Origin of the sequence: Shinella sp., assembly GCF_052438155.1 — a bacterium.
GTDB lineage: Bacteria > Pseudomonadota > Alphaproteobacteria > Rhizobiales > Rhizobiaceae > Shinella.
Map to the genome: position 1 here is coordinate 86,826 of NZ_JBQVPI010000009.1, position 22,500 is coordinate 109,325.

Consider the following 22,500-nt stretch of genomic DNA (forward strand, 5'->3'; position numbering starts at 1 on the left):
AAGAATTTTTGAGGGGGACACAGTGATCAAGTCGGAATTGGTTCAGATTGTCGCGGCGCGCAATCCCCACCTCTACCACCGCGACGTCGAGAATATCGTCAACGCGGTGCTCGACGAAATCACGGATGCGCTCGCGGGCGGAAACCGGGTCGAGCTGCGCGGCTTCGGCGCCTTCTCTGTGAAGAACCGGCCCTCTCGCTCGGGCCGCAACCCGCGCACGGGCGATGCGGTCTTCGTCGAGGAGAAGTGGGTTCCGTTCTTCAAGACCGGCAAGGAGCTGCGCGAGCGGCTCAATCCCGGTCAGACCGACCAAGACGATTAAAGCCCGGGGCGCCTGATCGGCGCCTCGCGCCAAGCAGGTGATGCCATGATCAAGAGAGTCGTCAACATCCTCGTCCTCATCCCGATCGCCATCGTGCTGATCGTGCTGTCGGTGGCAAACCGCCAGGCGGTGACGCTGGCGCTCAATCCGTTCCGGCCCGAAGACAGCATGCTCTCCGTCACCGCGCCGTTCTTTGTCTACCTCTTCCTCGCGGTGATCATCGGCCTCGTTCTTGGCGCCCTCATCACCTGGTTTACCCAGGGCAAATACCGCAAGCGCGCCCGCATCGAGGCGCACGAGGCTGTAAAATGGCACAACGAGGCGGACAAACACCGCACACGTGCCGAAGCGATCGCCTCGCAGGCCGTCGTGCCTGTTTCCGGGAAATAAAATCCTACGCTGTGCCGCCGTTCAGTTTCGCGCCAAGATCGGCGAAGAACTGCGCCGCCAACTTCTTCGATGAGGAATCGATCAGCCGCGATCCGAGCTGGGCGAGTTTGCCGCCGATCTGCGCCTTGACGTCATAGGAAAGGATAGTGCCGTCGCCGTCTTCGGTGAGGCGCACGTCGGCACCGCCCTTGGCAAAACCGGCAATGCCGCCCTTGCCTTCGCCGGAGATCGTGTAGCCGAGCGGTGGGTTGAGGTTCGAAAGCGTCACTTCGCCGCTGAAGGTGGCGGAGACCGGGCCGATCTTGATCTTGACGGTCGCTTCCAGCTCGGTCGGCGATTTCATGGTGAGCGCCTGACAGCCCGGAATACAGGCCTTCAGGATGTCCGGATCGTTGAGCGCTGCCCATACGGCCTCGCGCGGGGCGGCAATGCGTTCTTCGCCGGACATGTCCATGATCGGTCCTCCCTGGAGCTGCGCCGATTGTCGCAATCGGAAAGCGCTTTGCCAAGAGGGGGAGGAATGGTAAGGGGACCGCTCGTTTCCCGGCGCTGCCGGCATGTATTCAACCGACGACGGATGATCGATCGTGAAGGACAGACCTCGCTGGCCGAAGACCGGCACCGCCGCTCCCGTTCGGGCGCAAGCCCAAAGGGCCCCGGCCGCAAAGGCGCCGGCCCCGAAGAAGGAGCCGCGCCCGGCGCCAGAGACGCCCGCCCGCCCGCTGATGCGCCGCGAGGGCGAAAAGCCGGCCGAGCGCCTGCCGGTCATCCTCGAGACCGCGGGCTCCGACCAGTATCGCCTGATCGACACGGGTGCGGGCGAAAAGCTCGAACAATATGGCCCCTATCGCATTGTTCGCCCCGAAGCGCAGGCGCTCTGGCAGCGTGGCCTCTCGGATGGCGTCTGGGACAAGGCGGACGCCCTCTTCACCGGCGATACGGACGAAGACGGCATGGGACGCTGGAAATTCCCCAAGATCATGCTCGGTGAAACCTGGCCGATGCAGCTTCTCGGCGTCGATTTCCACGGCCGCTTCACGGCCTTCCGCCATGTCGGCGTCTTCCCGGAACAGCTCGCTCACTGGAGTTGGATGAAGGAGAAGGTCGAGACGGCTGGCCGCCCGGTCAAGGTGCTGAACCTTTTCGGCTATACCGGCGTTGCCTCGCTGATAGCGGCCGCAGCGGGTGCGGAAGTCACCCATGTCGACGCCTCCAAAAAGGCGATCGGCTGGGCGCGCGAAAACCAGGCGCTCGGCCGCATGGAAAAGCTGCCGATCCGCTGGATCTGCGAAGACGCGATGAAGTTCATCCAGCGCGAGGAGCGCCGCGGCAGCCATTACGACATCATCCTGACCGACCCGCCGAAATTCGGCCGCGGCCCGAATGGCGAGGTCTGGCACCTCTTCGACCACCTGCCGCTGATGCTCGACATCTGCCGCGAGATTCTTTCGCCCAAGGCCATCGGTCTCGTGCTGACAGCCTATTCGATCCGCGCGAGCTTCTATTCCATCCACGAACTGATGCGTGAGACGATGCGCGGCGCCGGCGGCACCGTGGAATCGGGCGAACTCGTCATCCGCGAAAGCGGCACGGACGGCAGGCACGCCGGCCGCGCGCTTTCGACCTCCCTCTTCAGCCGATGGATCAGCGCATGAGCCAAGATTATTCCGCAACGCGCCGCGTCGGACAGGTGAAGGAGGTGACGAGCCTCTCGAACCCGATCATCAAGGACATCAAGGCGCTTGCCAACAAGAAGGACCGCGACGAGACGAAAAGTTTCATGGCGGAGGGTCTGAAGCTCGTCATCGACGCGCTGGAACTTGGCTTCGAAATCAAGACGCTCGTCTATGCCAAGAACGTCAAGGACAAGCCGCAGGTCGTGCAGGTCGCCACGAAGACGGTGGCGCGTGGCGGGCTGGTGCTGGAAGTCAGCGAGAAGGTGCTGTCCTCGATCACCCGGCGCGACAATCCGCAGATGGTCGTCGGCATCTTCACGCAGCGCTGGACGAGCCTCCGGGATATCAAGCCGAAGACCGGCGAAACCTATATCGCGCTCGACCGCGTGCGCGACCCCGGCAATCTCGGCACGATCATCCGCACCGCGGATGCAGCGGGTGCCAGCGGCGTCATTCTCGTCGGCGAGAGCACCGATCCGTTCTCGATGGAAACCGTGCGCGCCACCATGGGCTCGGTCTTCGCCGTGCCGCTGGTGAAAACGAATGTCGGCGATTTCCTTGGCTGGAAGAAGACGGCGGGTGTCCAGGTCGTCGCGACCCATCTGGCCGGCGCCGTCGATTACCGCACCATCGACTACAAGAAAAAGCCCGTCGTGCTCTTGATGGGCAACGAGCAGTCTGGCCTGCCGGAGGAGCTCGCCCGCGAGGCGGATGCCCTTGCCCGCATCCCGCAGGCCGGTCGCGCGGATTCGCTGAACCTTGCGATTGCCACCGGCGTCATGCTGTTCGAAGCACGCCGTCACCTGCTGACGCTGGACGAGCGCGCATGAACGAACGCATTCCGCTGATGTCCCGGCCGGTGCCTGTCATCGTCGTCATCCTGCTGGCGCTGCTTCTCGATCAGGCGGTGAAATTCGCCGTCGAAATGTGGCTGCCCTTCCAGGAGGCGGTGCATGTCGTGCCCATGCTGGCGCTCTACCGCACCTACAATTACGGCGTCGCCTTCTCCATGCTGTCTGGCATGGAGGGCTGGTTCATCGTGACGCTGCGCCTCTTCGTCGTCGGCTTCGTCGTCTGGCTCTGGCGGCAGACACCGAAGGCGCGGGGTTTTGCCCATGCCGGCTATGCCTTCATCATCGCGGGCGCCTTTGGCAACCTCATCGACCGGGCGCTGTTCGGCTATGTGATCGACTATGTCCTGTTCTATACGGAGACCTGGTCTTTCGCGGTGTTCAACCTCGCCGACACGTTCATCACCATCGGCGCAGGCCTCGTCATCCTCGATGAGCTTCTGCTGTTGCGTCGCGCGAAACGTTAAATTTTTAACGACTTGCTGAAGCCGATTTGAACGGTCCGTGTGCTAAGCGGATCGTCATGAGCGAACCCGTCAAGCTACAGAATCGGCTCAAGGCCGAATTTGCCGAAGCCCCGCAGCGTTCCGCGGGCGACCGTTTTGACGCGGCACACGATATCCACGATATCGATGCGGAGGGTGCAGCGCACCGGCCCGAGCCGGAAAGCCACGCGATGATCCGCAGTGTGATTGCCGGGGTCGGCCTGCTCTGCGGCGCGCTTGTGCTGGCAACCGGCATGGCGACCGGGTTCTACATCGCGGCGATCGGCCTCGGTCTTGCTGGTGTCGCAGGTGCCGCATTCCTCTTCTGGTCGCGCCGTCCGGTAGCCGCCGTCGAAGCAGCCCATGACCGGTCCTGGGAACGCAGCGAAACCTCCGAAATTCTCTCCGCCATCCATGACGTGCTCGGCGATATCGTCGTCATGCGTACGCTCGATGGCCGTATCCTGCGTGCTAATGCCGTGCTTGGCGAGTTGACCGGCACGACCGCTGTCGAAGGCAAGACCTGCGAGGCGCTCGGTCTTGCCTTTCGCTCGCAGGCCATGGCGCACCGCTATGATGTCGACGTGAACGGTCCGGCCGGCAAGCGTATCTATTCCTGGCATGACGTCACGGTGCGTGATCCTGCCTCGGGTGACCTCGTGGTGCATTCCATCGCCCGCGACGTGACGGAGGAGCGCCGGGCCGAAGGCGAGCGTGAGCGCGCCCGCCAACGTGCAGAGGAGGCGAGTGCCGCCAAGTCCCGCCTGCTCGCCACCGTCAGCCACGAAATCCGCACGCCGCTCTCCGGCATTCTCGGCATGTCGCACCTCATCGGCCAGACGCGGCTGACCGCCGAGCAGAAGAATTATTTAGCCGGCATCCGCCAGTCCGGCCATGCGCTGGTTCAGCTCGTCGACGACCTGCTCGATTTCTCGACCATCGAGGCGGGCCGTTTCCAGCTTCGCCCATCGGAAGAGCCGGTTCGGCCGCTGCTGGAAAGTGTCGTGGAGATGCTCTCGCACCGCGCCCATGAAAAGGGCATCGAGATCGGCTCCTTCGTGGCACCCGAGGTGCCGGGCCTGCTGCTCTACGATGCGCCGCGGCTGCGCCAGGTGCTCTACAATGTCGTCGGCAATGCCGTGAAATTCACCCATACGGGCGGCGTCTCGCTCGAAACCACGCTGGATCGCGGCGCCGTCGTCATTCGCGTCACCGATACCGGCCCCGGCATGAATGCCGAGGAGCAGGCGCGCATCTTCCAGGAGTTCGAGCAGACGGGAAGTACCTCCCAGCGCAGCGGCGGCACCGGCCTCGGCCTTGCCATTTCCGCCCGCATCCTCAACGAGGCCGGCGGCGCACTGACGCTGGAAAGCACGCCCGGCAAGGGCAGCACCTTCACCATCCGCATGCCGGCCGACCGGCGCAAGACGGCGGGCGCGGCCGGCTCCAGCAAGGGTGTGCTGAAGGGCAGCCTGGTCTTCGTGCTGGCGCCGGCAGGCCCGGCATCGAAGGCGCTCGTGCGTACCATCGATGCGCTCGGCGGCACCTGCCGCCTTGCCACCTCCGTCGACGAGGCGCTCGATCTTGTTCAGGAACTGGCCGGCCGCAGAGCCGAGTTGACCGACATCATCGTCGACAATCGTCTCGCCGGTGCCTTCCGCCGCGAGCTTGCCGATCTCGGCTATCTGCGCGACAGCCGCGCGCGCCGTATCTATCTCGTCAATCCGGAAGAACGCAGCGGCCGGGCGATCGGCAATGGCGAGGGTTATGATTCCTGGCTCATCCGGCCGTTGCGCGAGCGCTCGCTGGTCGAGGTCTTGCGCGGCCGCATGAAGGGTATCGAGGTGCGCGATGCGATCAACGACAACCGCCCGATCCTGACGGAACTGCCGGAGATAGCCTCAGAGCCGACACCGGCCGCGCCCACGGGTGTTCGCATCCTGCTTGCGGAGGATGATCCGGTGAATGCGATGCTGGTGCGTGCGGTGCTGGAGCGCGCGGGCCATGTTGTGCGCCATGTGCCGGATTACCCGGCGCTCGTTTCCGCGCTCGCCGGCGCTACGGATGCCGGCCCGTTTGCCGCCGATCTGCTTGTCACCGACCTCGGCATGCCGGGTGGGGACGGCAAGGAGATGATCGCGCGCATCGTGCAGCGCGACTATGGCAATGCCCGCCTGCCGGTCGTGGTGCTGACCGCCGACAGCCGGCAGGGGCTGAGCGAGGAGCTGCTGGCGATCGGCGCCGATGCGGTCCTATCGAAACCCGCGGATCCCGTTCATCTGATTGCGGAAATTGCCCGTCTGGCCCGTCGCGCCACGAGCTGATCTCCGGTCGAGCCAGCTTTTCGCTGGCGAGGCCAGACTTGCGTCATTGTCCTGTTGCAGAATCGTGGTTAAAACCATGAAGTTTCGTTGGACGGATACACTGCCATGACGCTCGAACTCGCCCAGACCATCGCTCCGGTGGAGATCGCCCAGAAGACGGTTGCGGTCGCGGGCCGCTCGGGAACGGCCGTGCTCGGCCGCATCGGCAATCTCGAGACGCGCATCGCCCGCTCGGTGACGGAAATCGACGCCGCCCAGGCCGTGCGCTACCGTGTCTTCGCCGAAGAGATGAACGCAAAACTTTCGCCCGACGCGGTGCGCCGCAAGCGCGACATCGATGCCTGGGATATGGTCTGCGACCACCTGCTCGTGCTCGACACCTCGATCGAGGGTGACGCCGAAGAGCAGATCGTCGGCACCTATCGCCTGCTGCGGCAGGATGTCGCCGCGGTCTCCGGTGGCTTCTATTCCCAATCCGAATTCGACGTCGATGCGCTGATCGCACGCCATCCGGAAAAGCGCTTCATGGAGCTCGGCCGCTCCTGCGTGCTGCCGGCCTACCGCACCAAGCGCACGGTGGAGCTGCTCTGGCAGGGCAACTGGGCCTATGCGCTGAAACACGGCATCGACGTGATGTTCGGCTGCGCCTCCTTCCACGGGACGGTGCCGGAGGAACATGCGCTGGCGCTGTCCTTCCTGCATCACAATGTGCTGGCGAAGGACGAATGGACCGTCTCGGCCCGGCCGGAGCTTTTCCGCACCATGGACCTGATGCCGTCGGAAGGCATCGATGCGCGCAAGGCGCTCTCCGCCATGCCGCCGCTGATCAAGGGCTATCTGCGCCTGGGCGCCACGGTCGGCAACGGCGCCGTCGTCGATCACGGCTTCAACACGACGGACGTGCTGGTCGTGCTGCCGATCGGCAAGATTTCCGGTCGCTATCTCAACTATTACGGCGCGGACGCCGGGCGTTTCGCCAGCTAAGCAATTCCGGGAAGACTGTGAAACGGTTTTCCGTTCGGAAGTGCATGACGCTAGAAGCACATTCGATGAAGGTCAGCATAGTTTGATTTGCCGCCCGTCCCGATCCCGGGGCGGGCGGCTTTTTATCGTGCCGTCAGCCGGCATTGTAGGCGGCAAGGGCTGCCATGTTGACGATATCGGCGTCCTTCGCCCCCATCGAGACGATCTGCACGGATTTGTCGAGACCGACGAGCATCGGGCCGATGACCATCGCGCCACCGAGTTCCTGCAACATCTTGGTCGCGATCGAGGCCGAGTGGAACGCCGGCATGACGAGCACGTTGCCGGGGCCGGAGAGGCGGCAGAACGGATACTGCTCCATGATGCGCGGGTTGAGCGCCACATCGGCCGCCATCTCTCCGTCATATTCGAAATCGACGCGGCGGCGGTCAAGAATCTTCACCGCTTCCCGCACCCGTTCCGAGCGTTCGCCGGACGGATGGCCGAAGGTCGAGTAGGCAAGCATCGCCACACGCGGGTCGTAGCCAAGGCGGCGGGCAAGGCCGGCTGCTTCTTCCGCAATGTCGGCCAGCTCTTCCGACGACGGCATGTCGTGCACGGCCGTATCGGCAACCAGCACCGTGCGACCGCGGCAAAGCGCCAGCGACGCGCCGATGACGCGATGGCCGGGCTTGGCGTCGATGCAGCGGCGCACGTCTTCCAGCGCGGTGGAATAGTTGCGGGTCAGACCTGTCACCATCGCATCCGCATCGCCGAGCGCCACCATGCAGGCCGCGAAGTGGTTGCGGTCGTTGTGGATCAGGCGCTGCGCATCACGGTAGAGGTAACCCTTGCGCTGGATGCGGGCGTAGAGATAGTCGATATAGGCATCGTTGCGCGTCGAGATGCGGGCATTGAGCAGCTCGATGCCCGGCCGGTCGAGATCGATGCCGGCACGTTCCGCCACTTCGCGCATGCGGTCATCCCGGCCGACGAGGATCGCCGTGCCGAGCTGCTGGTTGGCATAGGACACGGCGGCGCGCATCATCTGCTCTTCCTCGCCCTCGGCGAAGACGACCCGTTTCGGGTGGCGGCGCACACGGGCATAGATCTGCTGCAGTGTCGAGGCGATCGGGTCACGCCGCGCCTTCAGATCGCGGGCATAGGCGTCGAGATCCGGAATATCCTTGCGCGCGACACCCGTCTCCATCGCCGCCTTGGCGACGGCGACCGGGATTGCCGAGATCAGCCGCGGATCGAACGGCACGGGGATGATGTACTGCGCGCCGAAACGCGGGCGTACGCCCTGATAGGCGGCGGCGACATCGTCCGGCACATCTTCCTTGGCGAGATGGGCGAGCGCTTCGGCTGCCGCGATCTTCATCGCGTCGTTGATGGTGTAGGCGCGCACGTCAAGCGCGCCGCGGAAGATGTAGGGGAAGCCGAGTACGTTATTGACCTGGTTCGGATAATCCGAACGGCCGGTCGCGACGATCGCATCGTCACGGATGCGCGCGACTTCTTCCGGCGTGATTTCCGGGTCGGGGTTGGCCATGGCGAAGATGATCGGCCGCGGCGCCATGGAGCGGATCATCTCTTCCGAGAAGGCGCCTTGGGCCGAAAGGCCGAAAACGACATCCGCGCCGTCCATCGCCTCCGTGAGCGTGCGGCGGTCGGTCTTCACCGCATGCGCCGATTTCCACTGGTTCATGCCCTCTTCACGACCCTGATAGATGACGCCCTTGGTGTCGCAAAGAATGACGTTCTCCGGCGCAAAACCCATCGACTTGATGAGCTCGACGCAGGCGATGGCAGCAGCACCAGCACCATTGCAGACGAGCTTGGTCGTCTTGAAGTCGCGTCCTGTCAGCGCCAGCGCGTTGATCAGGCCGGCGGCGGCGATGATGGCGGTGCCGTGCTGGTCGTCGTGGAAGACCGGTATGTCCATCAGTTCGCGCAGGCGTTGCTCGATGATGAAACAGTCAGGCGCCTTGATGTCCTCGAGATTGATACCACCGAAGGAGGGGCCGAGGTAGCGCACGCAGTTGATGAATTCGTCGACATTTTCCGTGTCGACCTCGAGGTCGATCGAATCGACGTCGGCAAAGCGCTTGAAGAGGACGGACTTGCCTTCCATCACCGGCTTGGAGGCGAGCGCGCCGAGATTGCCGAGGCCGAGGATGGCGGTGCCGTTCGAGATGACGGCGACCATGTTGCCGCGCGTCGTGTAGTCATAGGCCTTGGAGGGATCCTCGGCGATGGCTTTCACCGGCACGGCGACGCCCGGCGAATAGGCAAGCGAAAGGTCGCGCTGCGTCGCCATCGGCTTGGTCGGCGTGATTTCCAGCTTGCCGGGACGGCCGGACGAATGGAAATCCAGCGCTTCCTTGTCCGTGACGGTTGCCCTCTGGCGATCGGTTTTGTCGGTACCCGGCATGTTCCCCCCTTACACTCCTGTGGGCGATAGACCCATAGCTGCTCACAGCTGTTGTTTTCTATATCGCTGCATGGCTAGGGTGACACCTCTTTTTTGGGAAGAACAGTCAGTCCGTGAACGATCAGATCGCCCGCCAGAACGATATCCTCTCGACAGCCGAGCTTGCCAGCGACGAAAGCCGCGCATCGGCGACGCCGATGATGGAACAATATATCGAGATCAAGGCGAACAATCCCGACAGCATGCTGTTCTACCGCATGGGCGACTTCTACGAGCTGTTCTTTCAGGACGCTGTGGACGCGTCCCGCGCGCTCGGCATCACGCTCACCAAACGCGGCCAGCATATGGGGCTCGACATCCCGATGTGCGGCGTGCCGGTGCATGCGGCGGACGATTACCTGCAAAGGCTGATTTCCGTCGGCTTCCGCGTCGCTGTCTGCGAGCAGGTCGAGGACCCGGCGGAGGCGAAGAAGCGCGGCTCGAAATCCGTGGTGCGCCGCGACGTCGTGCGCCTGGTGACGCCCGGCACGCTGACGGAAGAAAGGCTGCTCTCGCCGTCCGACGCCAACTACCTGATGACCGTCGTTCGCATCCGCGGCGGCGGCGAGCCTGCCATGGCACTTGCCTGGATCGATATCTCGACCGGCATCTTTCGCCTGTCCGAGACGGCGCAGGGCCAGCTTCTCGCCGACATCCTGCGCATCGACCCGCGTGAACTGATCGTGCCGGACACGCTGTTCCATGATCCGGAGTTCCGGCCGGTGCTGGATGTCGTCGGCCGCGTGGCGGTGCCGCAGCCGGCGGTGCTGTTCGACAGCGCGACGGCGGAAGGCCGCATCGCCCGCTATTTCGGCGTTTCCACGCTGGACGGTTTCGGCACTTTTTCGCGCGCCGAGCTGGCGGCAGCGTCCGCCGCTGTTGCCTATGTGGAAAAGACGCAGATTGCCGAGCGCCCGCCGCTCGGTCGGCCGGAGCGCGAAAGCTCGGCCTCCACGCTGTTCATCGATCCCGCCACGCGCGCCAATCTCGAACTGGTGCGCACGCTTTCCGGCGAGCGTAGCGGCACGCTGTTGAAGGCCATCGACCGCACTGTGACGGGGGGCGGTGCGCGGCTTCTTGCCGAACGACTGATGTCGCCGCTCACCGATCCCGACGCGATCAATGCGCGGCTCGATTCGATTTCGACCCTCGCTGACCGTGCGTCTTTCTGTGAAGACTTGCGACGGGCTCTGAAGCGGCTTCCCGACATGCCGCGCGCCCTTTCCCGCATCGCGCTCGGCCGCGGCGGCCCGCGGGATCTCGGCGCGATCTTGCAGGGCCTTTCCACCTCTGCCGAGGTCGCACGCCTGATGGCCGCCGAGGCGCTGGAGGGTGAACTTGCGGCGGCCGCTGGCGCGATTGTCGCCCTGCCGGTGGATCTGTCGCACCGCCTCGCCTTCATGCTGGCCGACGAACTGCCGCTTCTCAAGCGCGACGGTAGCTTCGTTCGCGAGGCGGCGGATGGCGAACTCGACGAGATGCGGGCGCTGCGCGACCAGTCGCGCCGGGTCATCGCAGGCCTCCAGCTGCAATATGCCGAGGAGACGGGCGTCAAGTCGCTCAAGATCAAACACAACAATGTGTTGGGCTATTTCATCGAGGTTTCCGCCGGCAACGCTTCGGCACTGACCGATGGCGACGAGGCGAAGGCGCGCTTCATCCATCGCCAGACCATGGCCGGCGCCATGCGGTTTACGACGACCGTGCTCTCCGAACTGGAGACGAAGATCGCCAACGCCGCCGACCGGGCGCTCGCCATCGAACTGAAAGCCTTCGACGGCCTTGTCGAAGCGGTCGTGGCCGAAGCCGAGCCCATCAAGGCGGCGGCCCGCGCACTTGCTGTCATCGATGTGTCCGTCGGGCTTGCGGCACTGGCCGAGGAGCAGGCCTATTGCCGGCCGATCGTCGATCATTCCACCATGTTCGCCATCGTCGGCGGGCGGCATCCGGTCGTCGAGCAAGCGCTGCGCCGCCAGCAGGGTGCCGCCTTCGTCGCCAATTCCTGCGACCTCTCGCCTGCGGACGGCAAGGGTCATGGCGCGATCTGGTTGCTCACCGGTCCGAACATGGGGGGTAAGTCGACCTTCCTGCGCCAGAACGCGTTGATTGCCATCCTTGCCCAGATGGGGTCTTACGTTCCGGCCGAAAGCGCGCATATCGGCATCGTCGACCGGCTGTTTTCACGCGTCGGTGCCTCCGACGATCTGGCCCGTGGCCGCTCGACCTTCATGGTCGAGATGGTCGAGACGGCGGCGATCCTCAATCAGGCGACCGACCGTTCGCTCGTCATCCTCGACGAAATCGGCCGCGGCACCGCCACTTTCGACGGCCTGTCCATCGCCTGGGCGGCCGTCGAGCACCTGCACGAGGCCAATCGCTGCCGCGGGCTTTTCGCCACGCATTTCCACGAGTTGACGGTGCTGTCCGAAAAACTCGCGCGCCTTTCCAACGCCACAATGCGCGTCAAGGAGTGGGACGGCGACGTGATCTTCCTGCATGAGGTCGGCCCCGGTGCGGCGGATCGTTCCTACGGCATACAGGTGGCGCGGCTTGCGGGTCTGCCGGCCTCCGTGGTGGCGCGCGCAAAAGACGTGCTCGCCAAACTGGAGGATGCGGACCGCAAGAATCCGGCAAGCCAGCTCATCGATGATCTGCCGCTGTTCCAGGTTGCGGTGCGTCGCGAGGAGGCCAGGCGGGATCCTGCGCCGTCCAAGGTCGAGGCGCTGGTCAAGGATATCAACCCGGACGACATGACGCCGCGCGAGGCGCTTGATGCCCTTTACGCGCTGAAGAAAGAACTTGGCAATCGCTAGCGCCTAGGATGGCTGTTTTCCGGCGCTGAAAGGGTCTATAGCGCATGCGAACCGAACGGGCGGTGGAAGACAAGCGGGACGCAGGCCGGCATCCGATGGAACATAAGCTTTTGGCACCGGCCGATTCCGGCCTTCTCGACGTGCCGGCGTTGCGCGCCAGATGTGAATTCATCGCCAGCACCAATGCCGATTACCGCGACCGCATGCGCAGCGCACTTCTGGCCGAATTCAAGAAGGTCAATGCGGCCGGGCGCGAACGGGCGCGCGAACTGCTTTTTGCCGATGGCAGCGGCCTGCAATGCGCCGCCCGCATTTCCTGGCTGCAGGACCAGCTGATCGCCGTCCTGCACGATTTCGCCCTGAACCACGTCTTCAGTGCCGGCCAGGCCTCGCCTGCCAGCCGCATCACGGTCACGGCCGTCGGTGGCTATGGCCGCGGGACGCTGGCACCGGGCTCGGATATCGACCTGCTCTTCCTGCTGCCGGCGAAACCCGCCGCCTGGAGCGAGCCGGCCATCGAGTTCATGCTCTATATCCTGTGGGATCTCGGCTTCAAGGTCGGCCATGCCACGCGCAATCTGGAAGAGTGCATCCAGCTCTCCAAGGGCGACATGACGATCCGCACCGCGATCCTCGAGGCCCGCTATATCTGCGGTTCGGTCGCGCTGTTCGAGGAATTGGCCGTGCGCTTCGACCGCGAGATCGTGCGCAATACCGGCCCGGAATTCATCGCGGCGAAACTCGCCGAGCGTGACGAACGCCACCGCAAGGCCGGCGATACGCGCTACCTTGTCGAGCCGAACGTCAAGGAAGGCAAGGGCGGGCTTCGCGACCTGCACACGCTGTTCTGGATCGCCAAGTACTTCTATCACATCCGCGATCCGGCCGAACTGGTGAAGCTCGGCGTGCTGTCGCGGCAGGAATACAAGCTCTTCCAGAAGGCGGACGATTTCCTCTGGGCGGTGCGCTGCCACATGCATTTCCTGACGGGCAAGGCAGAGGAGCGGCTGTCCTTCGACATCCAGCGCGAGATCGCCGAATGCCTGGGCTACCAGCCGCATCCGGGTCTCTCCGCCGTCGAACGCTTCATGAAGCACTATTTCCTGGTCGCGAAGGACATCGGCGACCTGACGCGCATCTTCTGCGCCACGCTGGAGGACCAGCAGGCGAAGGAAGCGCCCGGCATCTCGGCCGCCATCAGCCGCTTTACCCGCCGCACGCGAAAGATTGCCGGCACGCTGGATTTCCTCGAAGACCGCGGCCGCATCACGATTGCCGATCCTGACGTCTTCAAGCGCGACCCGGTCAATCTCATCCGGCTGTTCCATATCGCCGACATCAACGGGCTGGAGTTCCATCCCGATGCGTTGAAACAGGTGACGCGCTCGCTGAAGCTCATCAACGGGGCACTGCGCGAGAACGAGGAAGCAAACCGTCTCTTCCTGTCGATCCTGACCTCGCCGCGCGACCCGGCGCTCATTCTGCGCCGCATGAACGAGGCCGGCGTGCTCGGTAAGTTCATCCCGGAATTCGGCAAGATCGTCGCGATGATGCAGTTCAACATGTATCACCACTACACGGTCGACGAACACCTGATCCGGGCTGTCGGCGTGCTCGCCGACATCGACCAGGGCCGCGAGAAGGAAGCGCACCCGCTGAGCTATCAGGTGATGCCCGGCATCGAGGACCGCATATCGCTTTATGTCGCAGTCCTGCTGCACGACATCGCCAAGGGCCGGCCGGAGGACCATTCCGAAGCGGGCGCGAAAGTCGCGCGCAAACTTTGCCCGCGCTTCGGTCTTTCGCCGAAGCAGACGGAATTGGTGGTCTGGCTGATCGAGGAACACCTCACCATGTCGATGGTCGCGCAGACACGCGACTTGAACGACCGCAAGACCATCGTCGACTTTGCCGAAAAAGTGCAGTCGATGGAGCGGTTGAAGATGCTCTTGGTGCTGACGGTCTGCGACATCCGCGCCGTCGGCCCCGGCGTGTGGAACGGCTGGAAGGGCCAGTTGCTGCGCACACTCTACTACGAAACCGAGCTGCTGATTTCCGGTGGTTTTTCCGAGCTGTCACGCAAGGAGCGTGCCCAGGCGGCGCGCGAAGTCCTGTCCAATGCGCTTCCGGCCGACTGGAGCCAGAAGGACCGCAAGGCCTGCACGAAGCTGCACTACGATCCCTACCTGCTAACTGTGTCGCTGGAGGATCAGGTGCGCCATGCCGCGTTCATCCGCGAGGCGGACAAGGCCGGCAAGCCGCTCGCCACCATGGTGCGCACGCATTCATTCCACGCCATCACCGAAATCACGGTGCTGTCGCCCGACCATCCGCGTCTCTTGACGGTAATTGCCGGAGCGTGTGCGGCAGCGGGCGCCAACATCGTCGACGCGCAGATCTTCACGACCTCCGACGGGCGGGCGCTCGACACGATCCTCGTCAACCGCGAGTTCCCCAACGATGCCGACGAGACACGCCGCGCCGCCACGATCGGCCGGATGATCGAGGACGTGCTGTCCGGCCGCAAGCGCCTGCCGGAGGTGATCGCGACCCGCACCAAGAGCCGCAAGCGCAACCGCACTTTCACCGTGCCGCCGGCCGTCACCATCTCGAATACGCTGTCGAACAAGTTCACGGTCATCGAGATCGAATGCCTCGACCGGCCCGGCCTGCTGTCCGAGGTGACGGCGGTGCTGTCGGATCTGTCGCTCGACATCGCCTCGGCGCATATCACCACCTTCGGCGAAAAGGTCATCGACACGTTCTACGTCACCGATCTCGTCGGCCAGAAGGTCACCAACGACAACAGGCATACCAACATCATCGCCCGGTTGAAGGCTGTGATGGCGGACGAGGCGGATGAAGTGCGTGACCGCATGCCGCCGGGCATGATCGCGCCGGCCGCCCCGGCGCCGAGAAGGGTCAAGGCACAACAATGAGTCTGGTCAAGAAATTCGCGACCGTCGGCGGCGCGACGCTCGGCAGCCGCGTGCTCGGTTTTGCGCGCGAAACGCTGATGGCGGCGGCACTCGGCACCGGGCCGATGGCCGACGCCTTCTACGCCGCCTTCCGTTTCCCGAACCTCTTCCGCCGCCTGTTTGCCGAAGGCGCCTTCAACGCCGCCTTCGTGCCGCTCTTCGCCAAGGAGATCGAGGCCGGCGGTATCGACGGGGCAAAGCGCTTCTCCGAAGAAGTGTTTGGCGTGCTGTTCTCCGTGCTTCTGTTGCTGACCATCGCGATGGAGCTGTTGATGCCGCTCCTCGTCGCCTGGGTCATCGCGCCGGGCTTCGTGGGGGATGCGGAAAAGTTCGACGTGACGGTCAAGCTTGCCGTCGTCATGTTCCCCTACCTGATGTGCATGTCGCTGACGGCGATGCTGTCGGGCATGCTGAACTCGCTGCATCACTATTTCGCCGCCGCCATCGCGCCTGTCTTCCTCAATATCGTGCTGATCGGCGCACTCGGCTACGGTCTCTGGCAGGGCGCCTCGCCGCTTGAGACGGCGTGGTATCTCTCCTGGGGCGTGCTTGTCTCCGGCCTGTTGCAGATGGCCGTGCTCTATGCCGGCGTGCGCCATGCGGGCATAAAGATCGGCTTTCGCCGCCCGCGCATCACGCCGAACGTCAAGCGTCTGCTGTGGCTGGCGTTTCCCGCAGCCGTCACCGGCGGCATCACCCAGATCAACCAGATCATCGGCCAGATGATCGCCTCCACCAGGGACGGCGCGATTTCCGTTCTGCAATATGCCGACCGCGTCTACCAACTGCCGCTCGGCGTCGTCGGCATCGCCGTCGGTGTCGTGCTGCTGCCGGAACTGGCGCGGGCGCTGAAGGGCGGACAGGAGCGGGAAGCCAGCAACCTGCAGAACCGCTCGCTGGAATTCGTGCTCTTCCTGACTTTGCCGGCCGCCGGTGCCCTCTGGGTGATTTCCGACGAGATCGTGCGCGTGCTCTACGAGCGCGGCGCCTTCAGCCCGGAAACCACTTCTATTGTGGCGGGCACGCTCGCTATCTACGGTCTCGGCCTGCCGGGCTTCGTGATGATCAAGGCGCTGAACCCCAGCTTCTTCGCCCGCGAGGATACCAAGACGCCGATGCGCATCACGCTCATGTCGGTCGTCATTAACTGCGTGCTCGCGGTCTCGCTTTTCCCGCTGTTTTTCGAGCGCGGCATCGCCACGGCGGAAGCCGTGTCCGGCTGGCTGACGGCAATCCTGCTTTTCGTGACGCTGGTGCGTCGTGGCCATTGGCCGTTGGAGAAAGCGCTGCTCTGGCGTGTCGCAAGGCTGCTGATCGCGACGGTCATCATGGCCGTGGCGCTCGACTATGCCTCCGACTATCTCGCCGATCGACTTGCGCCTGCATCGCCGCTCTACGAGCAGCTTCTGGCGCTTGGCCTGCTCATCGGCCTTGCCATGGTCGTCTATTTTTCCGTCGCCTTCCTGATCGGCGGCGCAAACCTTGGCATGATCCGCCGCAACATCAAGCGCAAGCCGAAGGCTGCGGCAACGCCCACGGACGAGCCGTCGGAATAGGCTTTCAGCGCGCGGCGAGTGCCGTGCGCCGCCCAAGCCGGGCCAGTCCGCCGCAATAGTGCCAGCGCCGCTTCGACCCGACATCGACATGGACGATGCCGTTGCAATAGGTGCCGATGCCGCCGATCGACGGGGCGGATCGCGCGGCGGCAACAATCCGCTTCACGGAAACGCCCGGCACCCGGATATCGGCGGCGAGGCATTTTCGGTGCAGCGATCCGCGGCGACCACCTGAACGATGACCGGACGTGACAAGCGGGCGCCGCCCGACCTGGCGAGCAATATGGGAGAGGATCACCCGCAATTTGCCCGGAAAACATCGGTGCCGCACGCGTGTCGTCTGGACGGTGTAGACCTTCGCGACGCCGCCTTTTTCGTTTTTGGCGACGTGTCTGTGATTGCCGCCTGCCGTGGCTTCGGCCGCGAAAATCGATGTCAGTGCGATCACACAGGCAAATAAGGTCGAGCAATTGTTGCGCATGGCACACTCCGGTTTGCGCCACCGCGTCGAAACGCGGCCGATCAAAATCCGATTGCCCCTTTTCCCCGCCGGGAGCAGAGGCCCGGAAAGTGTCATTTATGAGGAGCTGCTGATGAGAGGCCGATTGAGGCTTCGGCGCGCAGAACCCGCCGTGCTGGCCCTCTTGATCGACATCCCCGCGCCGTGCATAAGCGCCCACATATTTTTCGTGCAATTCCGGACGGAAAACCGCCCTGGAACGGCTTCAGCAACAGGATCAGGCCCTCCACCCGCCTGAAGGATAAACGTCATGAGCGCATTCAAGCCTCTCGTCTTCTCCGGCGTCCAGCCGACCGGAAACCTCCATCTCGGCAACTATCTGGGCGCGATCCGCAAGTTTGTGGCCCTTCAGGCCGACAACGACTGCATCTACTGTGTCGTGGATCTGCACGCTCTCACGGCGCAGCTGGTGCACGAGGACATGCGCGGCCAGATCCGCTCGATTGCGGCGGCGTTCATCGCGTCGGGCATCGACCCGACGAAACACATCGTTTTCAACCAGTCCGCGGTGCCGCAGCATGCGGAGCTTGCCTGGATCTTCAACTGCGTGGCGCGCATCGGCTGGATGGAGCGCATGACCCAGTTCAAGGACAAGACCGGCGGCAAGAACGCCGAGCAGGTCTCGCTCGGCCTGCTTGCCTATCCAAGCCTGATGGCGGCCGACATCCTTGTCTACCGCGCCACCCACGTGCCGGTCGGCGACGACCAGAAGCAGCACCTGGAACTGACCCGCGACATCGCCCAGAAATTCAACATCGACTTCAGCAGCCACATCCGCAACGCCGGTACCGGCGTCGATATCGTTGTCGGCGAGGAGCCGGTGCATGCCTATTTCCCGATGGTCGAGCCGCTGATCGGCGGTCCGGCGCCGCGTGTCATGTCGCTCCGCGACGGTACGAAGAAGATGTCGAAGTCGGATGCGTCCGATCTCTCGCGCATCAACCTCACCGACGATGCCGACACGATCTCCAAGAAGATCCGCAAGGCGAAGACCGACCCGGACGCGTTGCCGAGCGAAGTCGAAGGCCTGAAGGGTCGCCCCGAGGCGGATAACCTCGTCGGCATCTATGCGGCGCTCTCCGACAAGACCAAGGCCGAGATTCTGTCCGAGTTCGGCGGCCAGCAGTTTTCCGCCTTCAAGCCAGCGCTGGTCGACCTTTCCGTTAACGTGCTGTCGCCGATCACCGACGAGATGCGCCGCCTGATGGACGACACGACCCATATCGACGCGATCCTGCGGGATGGTGGCGAAAGGGCGCGGGCGCGGGCCGAAAAAACTATGAAGGAAGTTCGCGACATCGTCGGTTTTGTGCAGTAAGGTCGCCGCGAAACGTCCTGACGCAATTCGGCAAAAGTGTGCAGCGGTTTTGCGCCTGGAATTGCGTAGGAAACAAAGAAAAGGGGCCGTATGGTTTCTCGACGACTTTCCCGCCTTGAAGGCCACCGCCGGAAATTTCTGGCGGTCATCGACGACACGCCGGAATGCCAGCGCGCCGTCCACTATGCGGGAAGCCGGGCGAAGAATTCCAATGGCGGCGTCGTGCTGCTCTATGTGATCGCCAACGCCGATTTCCAGCAATGGCTGGGCGTCGAGGAGATCATGCGGGCGGAAGCGCGCGAGGCGGCGGAAGCCGTGCTCGCCAAGGCGGCGCAGGCGCTGCGCGAAGCGGTCGGCATCGAGGCGGAAATGGTCATCCGCGAAGGTGTCGCAAGCGAAGCCATCAACGGGCTGATCGAGGAGGACCGCGATATCGCGATCCTCGTTCTGGCGGCCGGATCCGCCAAGGAAGGGCCGGGGCCGCTGGTCTCGTCGCTCGCAAGCCGTGCGCAGGCGTTTCCGATCCCGGTCACCGTCATTCCTGACCAGCTCAGCGACGAGGAACTCGACGCGCTGAGCTAAAGCAATTCCAGCAAAAGTGCGCTGCGGATTTGCGACCGGCAAGGATGGCCTCGGTCTTGAAGACGGGCGCGGAAAAGCCTATCTTCTTTTGAATTATTCTAAATGTCTTGGCCGGCCGGCAAGCGCCGTGCCGCACGGAGAGAAAGATGTTCATCCAGACCGAAGCGACGCCGAACCCGGCGACCCTGAAGTTCCTGCCAGGCAAGATCGTGCTGGAGAGCGGCACGGCCGAGTTCCGCGACGAGACGGAGGCGCGTGCCGCCTCTCCGCTCGCCGCCCGCCTTTTCGGCGTGCCCGGCGTCACCGGCGTGTTCCTCGGCTACGATTTCATCACGGTCACCAAGGACAGCGCCGACTGGCAGCACATGAAGCCGGCGATCCTTGGCAACATCATGGAACACTTCATGTCCGGCCAGCCGGTCGTGGCGAGCGGTGCGCTTGCCGGCCACGGCGAACCGGAAGAGGGCGAGTTCTTCAACGAAGGCGACGAAACGATTGTCGCGACCATCAAGGAACTACTCGACACCCGCGTCCGCCCGGCCGTGGCGCAGGACGGCGGCGACATCACCTTCAAGGGTTTCCGCGATGGCGTCGTCTATCTCAACATGAAGGGTGCCTGCTCGGGCTGCCCGTCTTCGACGGCGACGTTGAAGCACGGCGTGCAGAACCTTCTTCGCCATTTCGTACCGGAAGTGCAGGAAGTTGAAGCCGTTATGTAATGCCTGCCCCGCGAACCGCAGGTCGCCGACATGATCCTCCTTGCGATCGATACGGCGGGCACGGGCTGTTACGCGGCGCTCTATGACACCGATCAGGACACGATCCTCGGCGCCGCCGGCGCCGATATCGGCCGCGGCCATGCCGAGCGGCTGATGGATTTCGTCGATGCGGCACTTGATGCCGCCGGCATGACCTTGCAGGACATCGGCCGCATCGCGGTCACCGTCGGCCCCGGCTCCTTCACCGGCATTCGCGTCGGCGTGGCGGCGGCCCGTGGCCTGGCGCTGGCGCTCGGCGTGCCGGCCGTCGGCGTCTCGACGCTTGCGGCGCTCGCTGCCGACCACAAGACGGGAACGCCCCTCATGGTCGCGATGGATGCCAAGCGCGACGAGGTCTACTGGCAGCGATTTGCAGCCGATGGCGCGGAAGCATCGCCGCCTGCGATCGCCGCCCTTGACGAGGCGCGCGGCATTGCCGCGGCACATGATGGCGCACTCGCGGGCTCTGCCGCTGCATTGCTGCGCGATGGCGCCCCGCAGACGGGCGATGGCGTCTCCATCGCCACCGTAGCCCGCCTCGGTGCAAGCCTTGATCCGCAAACCAGCCTGCCGAAACCGCTCTATCTGCGCGGCCCCGATGCCAAGCCGCAGGCGGGATTCGCGATCCGGAGGGCGTGATCTCATGTCGCTCACCGACTATTTCACCCGCAAGCCGGCCTTCGACATCTTCCCGCTCGAAACCGCCGATGCCGGCATTGCCGCGACGCTGCATCGCGCGCGGTTTCCCCAGCCGTGGAACGACGGCGAATTCCATTCCCTGCTGTCGCAGCAGCCGGTCTACGGCTTCGTCGCGCTGCGGGAAGGCGTACTCGGCCGAACCGCCGGCGGCTTCGTGCTGGCGCGCGCCGTGGCCGGTGAGGCAGAAATCCTGACGATCGGCGTCGATCTGCGCTTCGAGCGGGCCGGCCTCGGCTGGCGGCTGATGCAGGCGGCGCTTCGCGAGGCGAAAATGCGCGGCGCGGAGGATATTTTCCTCGAGGTCGATGACGGCAATGTTGCGGCTTGCGGGCTTTACACCAAGCTTGGCTTCATCAAGGTGGGCGAGCGCAAGGCCTATTATGCCGCAGCCGATGGCCGCCGGTCCACGGCGCTTGTCATGCGGCGTGATCTTCGCTAGTTCCCCTGTATTGGGAGGCTGAACGAACAAGGGCGGGTCGCATGACGGAAGTGGAGAAAACGCTGGAAGAGCTTTGTGTCGAGCGCGGCATGCGCATGACGGAGCAGCGCCGAATCATCGCGCGCGTGCTGGAAGGTTCTGCCGATCATCCGGACGTCGAGGAGCTCTACCGCCGTTCGTCCGCTGTCGATGCGCGCATTTCCATCTCGACCGTTTATCGCACCGTCAAACTCTTCGAGGATGCCGGCATTATCGAGCGTCACGATTTTCGCGACGGTCGCTCACGCTACGAGACGGTTCCGGACGAGCATCACGACCACCTGATCGACCTCAAGACCGGCCTGGTCATCGAGTTCCATTCGCCGGAAATCGAGGCCTTGCAGGAGCGCATCGCGCGCGAGCACGGTTTTCGGCTCGTCGACCACCGCCTGGAGCTCTACGGCGTTCCCCTCAAGGAGGGCGAGTGAGGCAAACCCTTGCTCTCTTTGAATGCCTGCCGGTGATCATTTGATCACCTGGCTGCGCCTTGCCATTGCCCTGATCGTCCTCGTCACGGTGACGCTGGTCCTGCTGCCGATCCAGCTTGTCGGCCTGCGCTTCAATCTGAAACTCCGCCGCCGCGTGCCACGTCTCTGGCATCGCGTCGCCTGCCGTGTGCTCGGTCTGAAGGTGCGCGTGCACGGTACGCTGGAGCCCAGCCGTCCGCTGCTGATCGCCGCCAACCATGCCTCCTGGAAGGACATCATGGTGCTCGGCTCGGTGGCCGATGTCGTCTATATCGCCAAGGCCGAGGTGCGTGGCTGGCCGGTCTTCGGCCTGCTTGCCCGCTTGCAGGCGACGATCTTCGTGGAGCGCGAGCAGCGCCAGAAGACCGGCGACCAGGTGGACGAGATCGCACGCCGCCTGACCGATGGCGAAATCGTCGTGCTCTTCCCGGAAGGTACGACCTCGGACGGCAATCGCCTGCTGGAGATGAAGACCTCGCTGTTTGGCGCCGCCGCGTCCGCCGTGCCGCATGCGCCGGGCGGCGTGGTGCATATCCAGCCGGTGTCGATTGCCTATACCGGCGTGCATGGCATGGCGATGGGGCGTTTCCACCGACCGCTCGCCGCCTGGCCGGGCGATATCCAACTCTTGCCGCATCTGCTCGGCGTGGCGCGCGAAGGCGCGGTCGATGTCGACGTCGATTTTGGCGAGCGCGTGGACTACACCCGGGCGAGCAATCGCAAGCAGGTGAGCCGCCATGTGGAGGCGCGCATCCGCGCCATGCTGGGTGCGCGGCTGCGCGGCCGGTAGATCCACGGCAGACAGGGCTTCATTTTCCGGGGTTTTTCCACTATGGAAGCGGCC

General features: G+C 64.2%; 20 protein-coding genes. 17 read left to right on the forward strand and 3 right to left on the reverse strand.

The annotated features are described in order from the left end of the window. Positions 1-4 precede the first annotated feature (4 nt). Complete coding sequence (locus ACT6VE_RS17935; protein ID WP_444799996.1) at positions 5-322, forward strand: integration host factor subunit beta; 318 nt, start codon at positions 5-7, stop codon at positions 320-322. Positions 323-367: 45 nt separating this feature from the next. Then, the gene (locus ACT6VE_RS17940; protein WP_444799882.1) at positions 368-712 is read left to right on the forward strand and encodes a LapA family protein; all 345 of its coding nucleotides are present in this window, start codon (positions 368-370) and stop codon (positions 710-712) included. Between the two features lie 4 nt (positions 713-716). Here the strand turns inward: ACT6VE_RS17940 and ACT6VE_RS17945 are convergent, their stop codons facing one another. Beyond that, a complete protein-coding gene (locus ACT6VE_RS17945; RefSeq protein WP_444799883.1) occupies positions 717-1,166 on the reverse strand; it encodes an SRPBCC family protein in 450 nt (149 codons plus the stop codon). 130 nt (positions 1,167-1,296) lie between these two features. On the opposite strand from ACT6VE_RS17945, the gene ACT6VE_RS17950 reads away from it, so the two are divergent. The 5 genes from ACT6VE_RS17950 (at position 1,297) to ACT6VE_RS17970 (ending at position 7,032) form a co-directional block, all read left to right on the forward strand. Beyond that, positions 1,297-2,367, forward strand: coding sequence for a class I SAM-dependent methyltransferase (locus ACT6VE_RS17950; protein WP_444799997.1), 1,071 nt, complete (start codon positions 1,297-1,299; stop codon positions 2,365-2,367). Continuing rightward, on the forward strand, positions 2,364-3,218 hold the full coding sequence (locus ACT6VE_RS17955) for a TrmH family RNA methyltransferase (RefSeq protein ID WP_444799884.1): 855 nt from the start codon (positions 2,364-2,366) through the stop codon (positions 3,216-3,218). Before ACT6VE_RS17950 ends, ACT6VE_RS17955 begins: the two co-directional genes overlap by 4 nt. Beyond that, positions 3,215-3,706: a signal peptidase II gene (gene lspA / locus ACT6VE_RS17960; protein WP_444799885.1), complete on the forward strand. Its 492-nt coding sequence runs from the start codon at positions 3,215-3,217 to the stop codon at positions 3,704-3,706. Before ACT6VE_RS17955 ends, lspA begins: the two co-directional genes overlap by 4 nt. 56 nt (positions 3,707-3,762) lie before the next feature. Beyond that, positions 3,763-6,048 (forward strand): ATP-binding protein, encoded by a 2,286-nt coding sequence (locus ACT6VE_RS17965; protein WP_444799886.1) that lies wholly within the window; start codon positions 3,763-3,765, stop codon positions 6,046-6,048. 105 nt (positions 6,049-6,153) lie between these two features. Then, positions 6,154-7,032 (forward strand): GNAT family N-acetyltransferase, encoded by an 879-nt coding sequence (locus ACT6VE_RS17970; protein WP_444799887.1) that lies wholly within the window; start codon positions 6,154-6,156, stop codon positions 7,030-7,032. A gap of 133 nt (positions 7,033-7,165) precedes the next feature. Here ACT6VE_RS17970 and ACT6VE_RS17975 read toward each other — a convergent pair whose 3' ends face one another. Continuing rightward, positions 7,166-9,448, reverse strand: coding sequence for an NADP-dependent malic enzyme (locus tag ACT6VE_RS17975; RefSeq protein ID WP_444799888.1), 2,283 nt, complete (start codon positions 9,446-9,448; stop codon positions 7,166-7,168). Between the two features lie 113 nt (positions 9,449-9,561). Between ACT6VE_RS17975 and mutS the strand changes: the two genes are divergently transcribed. The 3 genes from mutS (at position 9,562) to murJ (ending at position 16,834) form a co-directional block, all read left to right on the forward strand. After that, a complete protein-coding gene (mutS, locus tag ACT6VE_RS17980) occupies positions 9,562-12,300 on the forward strand; it encodes a DNA mismatch repair protein MutS (RefSeq protein ID WP_444799889.1) in 2,739 nt (912 codons plus the stop codon). A 95-nt stretch (positions 12,301-12,395) separates the two neighbouring features. Beyond that, a complete protein-coding gene (locus tag ACT6VE_RS17985; protein WP_444799998.1) occupies positions 12,396-15,239 on the forward strand; it encodes a [protein-PII] uridylyltransferase in 2,844 nt (947 codons plus the stop codon). After that, positions 15,236-16,834, forward strand: coding sequence for a murein biosynthesis integral membrane protein MurJ (murJ, locus tag ACT6VE_RS17990; protein WP_444799890.1), 1,599 nt, complete (start codon positions 15,236-15,238; stop codon positions 16,832-16,834). Before ACT6VE_RS17985 ends, murJ begins: the two co-directional genes overlap by 4 nt. A 4-nt stretch (positions 16,835-16,838) precedes the next feature. On the opposite strand, the gene ACT6VE_RS17995 is transcribed toward murJ, so the two are convergent. After that, positions 16,839-17,315 (reverse strand): YcbK family protein, encoded by a 477-nt coding sequence (locus ACT6VE_RS17995; RefSeq protein ID WP_444799891.1) that lies wholly within the window; start codon positions 17,313-17,315, stop codon positions 16,839-16,841. 289 nt (positions 17,316-17,604) lie between these two features. On the opposite strand from ACT6VE_RS17995, the gene trpS reads away from it, so the two are divergent. The 7 genes from trpS to ACT6VE_RS18030 all read left to right on the forward strand — a co-directional run bounded on the left by trpS (position 17,605) and on the right by ACT6VE_RS18030 (position 22,446). Beyond that, positions 17,605-18,672, forward strand: coding sequence for a tryptophan--tRNA ligase (trpS, locus tag ACT6VE_RS18000; RefSeq protein ID WP_444799892.1), 1,068 nt, complete (start codon positions 17,605-17,607; stop codon positions 18,670-18,672). 90 nt (positions 18,673-18,762) lie between these two features. Further along, positions 18,763-19,254 (forward strand): universal stress protein, encoded by a 492-nt coding sequence (locus ACT6VE_RS18005; protein ID WP_444799893.1) that lies wholly within the window; start codon positions 18,763-18,765, stop codon positions 19,252-19,254. Between the two features lie 146 nt (positions 19,255-19,400). Further along, on the forward strand, positions 19,401-19,973 hold the full coding sequence (locus ACT6VE_RS18010; protein WP_444799894.1) for a NifU family protein: 573 nt from the start codon (positions 19,401-19,403) through the stop codon (positions 19,971-19,973). A 30-nt stretch (positions 19,974-20,003) separates the two neighbouring features. Continuing rightward, on the forward strand, positions 20,004-20,651 hold the full coding sequence (tsaB, locus tag ACT6VE_RS18015; RefSeq protein ID WP_444799895.1) for a tRNA (adenosine(37)-N6)-threonylcarbamoyltransferase complex dimerization subunit type 1 TsaB: 648 nt from the start codon (positions 20,004-20,006) through the stop codon (positions 20,649-20,651). 4 nt (positions 20,652-20,655) lie between these two features. Then, positions 20,656-21,150 carry a GNAT family N-acetyltransferase gene (locus ACT6VE_RS18020; protein WP_444799896.1) on the forward strand — a complete coding sequence of 165 codons (495 nt, stop codon included), beginning with the start codon at positions 20,656-20,658 and terminating at the stop codon, positions 21,148-21,150. Between the two features lie 41 nt (positions 21,151-21,191). Beyond that, a complete protein-coding gene (locus ACT6VE_RS18025) occupies positions 21,192-21,617 on the forward strand; it encodes a Fur family transcriptional regulator (RefSeq protein ID WP_444799897.1) in 426 nt (141 codons plus the stop codon). Positions 21,618-21,657: 40 nt separating this feature from the next. Then, a complete protein-coding gene (locus ACT6VE_RS18030; protein ID WP_444799898.1) occupies positions 21,658-22,446 on the forward strand; it encodes a lysophospholipid acyltransferase family protein in 789 nt (262 codons plus the stop codon). Positions 22,447-22,500: the final 54 nt, after the last annotated feature.

What these genes read in the sequence shown, in the direction of transcription:
- trpS (WP_444799892.1), top strand. Translation starts at nt 17,605, where the DNA reads ATGAGCGCATTCAAGCCTCTCGTCTTCTCCGGCGTCCAGCCGACCGGA.
- ACT6VE_RS17955 (WP_444799884.1), top strand. Translation starts at nt 2,364, where the DNA reads ATGAGCCAAGATTATTCCGCAACGCGCCGCGTCGGACAGGTGAAGGAG.
- murJ (WP_444799890.1), top strand. Translation starts at nt 15,236, where the DNA reads ATGAGTCTGGTCAAGAAATTCGCGACCGTCGGCGGCGCGACGCTCGGC.
- ACT6VE_RS18020 (WP_444799896.1), top strand. Translation starts at nt 20,656, where the DNA reads ATGTCGCTCACCGACTATTTCACCCGCAAGCCGGCCTTCGACATCTTC.
- ACT6VE_RS17995 (WP_444799891.1), bottom strand. Translation starts at nt 17,315, where the DNA reads ATGCGCAACAATTGCTCGACCTTATTTGCCTGTGTGATCGCACTGACA.
- ACT6VE_RS17970 (WP_444799887.1), top strand. Translation starts at nt 6,154, where the DNA reads ATGACGCTCGAACTCGCCCAGACCATCGCTCCGGTGGAGATCGCCCAG.
- ACT6VE_RS18005 (WP_444799893.1), top strand. Translation starts at nt 18,763, where the DNA reads ATGGTTTCTCGACGACTTTCCCGCCTTGAAGGCCACCGCCGGAAATTT.
- ACT6VE_RS18025 (WP_444799897.1), top strand. Translation starts at nt 21,192, where the DNA reads ATGACGGAAGTGGAGAAAACGCTGGAAGAGCTTTGTGTCGAGCGCGGC.
- tsaB (WP_444799895.1), top strand. Translation starts at nt 20,004, where the DNA reads ATGATCCTCCTTGCGATCGATACGGCGGGCACGGGCTGTTACGCGGCG.
- ACT6VE_RS18010 (WP_444799894.1), top strand. Translation starts at nt 19,401, where the DNA reads ATGTTCATCCAGACCGAAGCGACGCCGAACCCGGCGACCCTGAAGTTC.
- lspA (WP_444799885.1), top strand. Translation starts at nt 3,215, where the DNA reads ATGAACGAACGCATTCCGCTGATGTCCCGGCCGGTGCCTGTCATCGTC.
- ACT6VE_RS17945 (WP_444799883.1), bottom strand. Translation starts at nt 1,166, where the DNA reads ATGGACATGTCCGGCGAAGAACGCATTGCCGCCCCGCGCGAGGCCGTA.
- ACT6VE_RS17985 (WP_444799998.1), top strand. Translation starts at nt 12,396, where the DNA reads ATGGAACATAAGCTTTTGGCACCGGCCGATTCCGGCCTTCTCGACGTG.
- ACT6VE_RS17965 (WP_444799886.1), top strand. Translation starts at nt 3,763, where the DNA reads ATGAGCGAACCCGTCAAGCTACAGAATCGGCTCAAGGCCGAATTTGCC.
- ACT6VE_RS17975 (WP_444799888.1), bottom strand. Translation starts at nt 9,448, where the DNA reads ATGCCGGGTACCGACAAAACCGATCGCCAGAGGGCAACCGTCACGGAC.
- ACT6VE_RS17940 (WP_444799882.1), top strand. Translation starts at nt 368, where the DNA reads ATGATCAAGAGAGTCGTCAACATCCTCGTCCTCATCCCGATCGCCATC.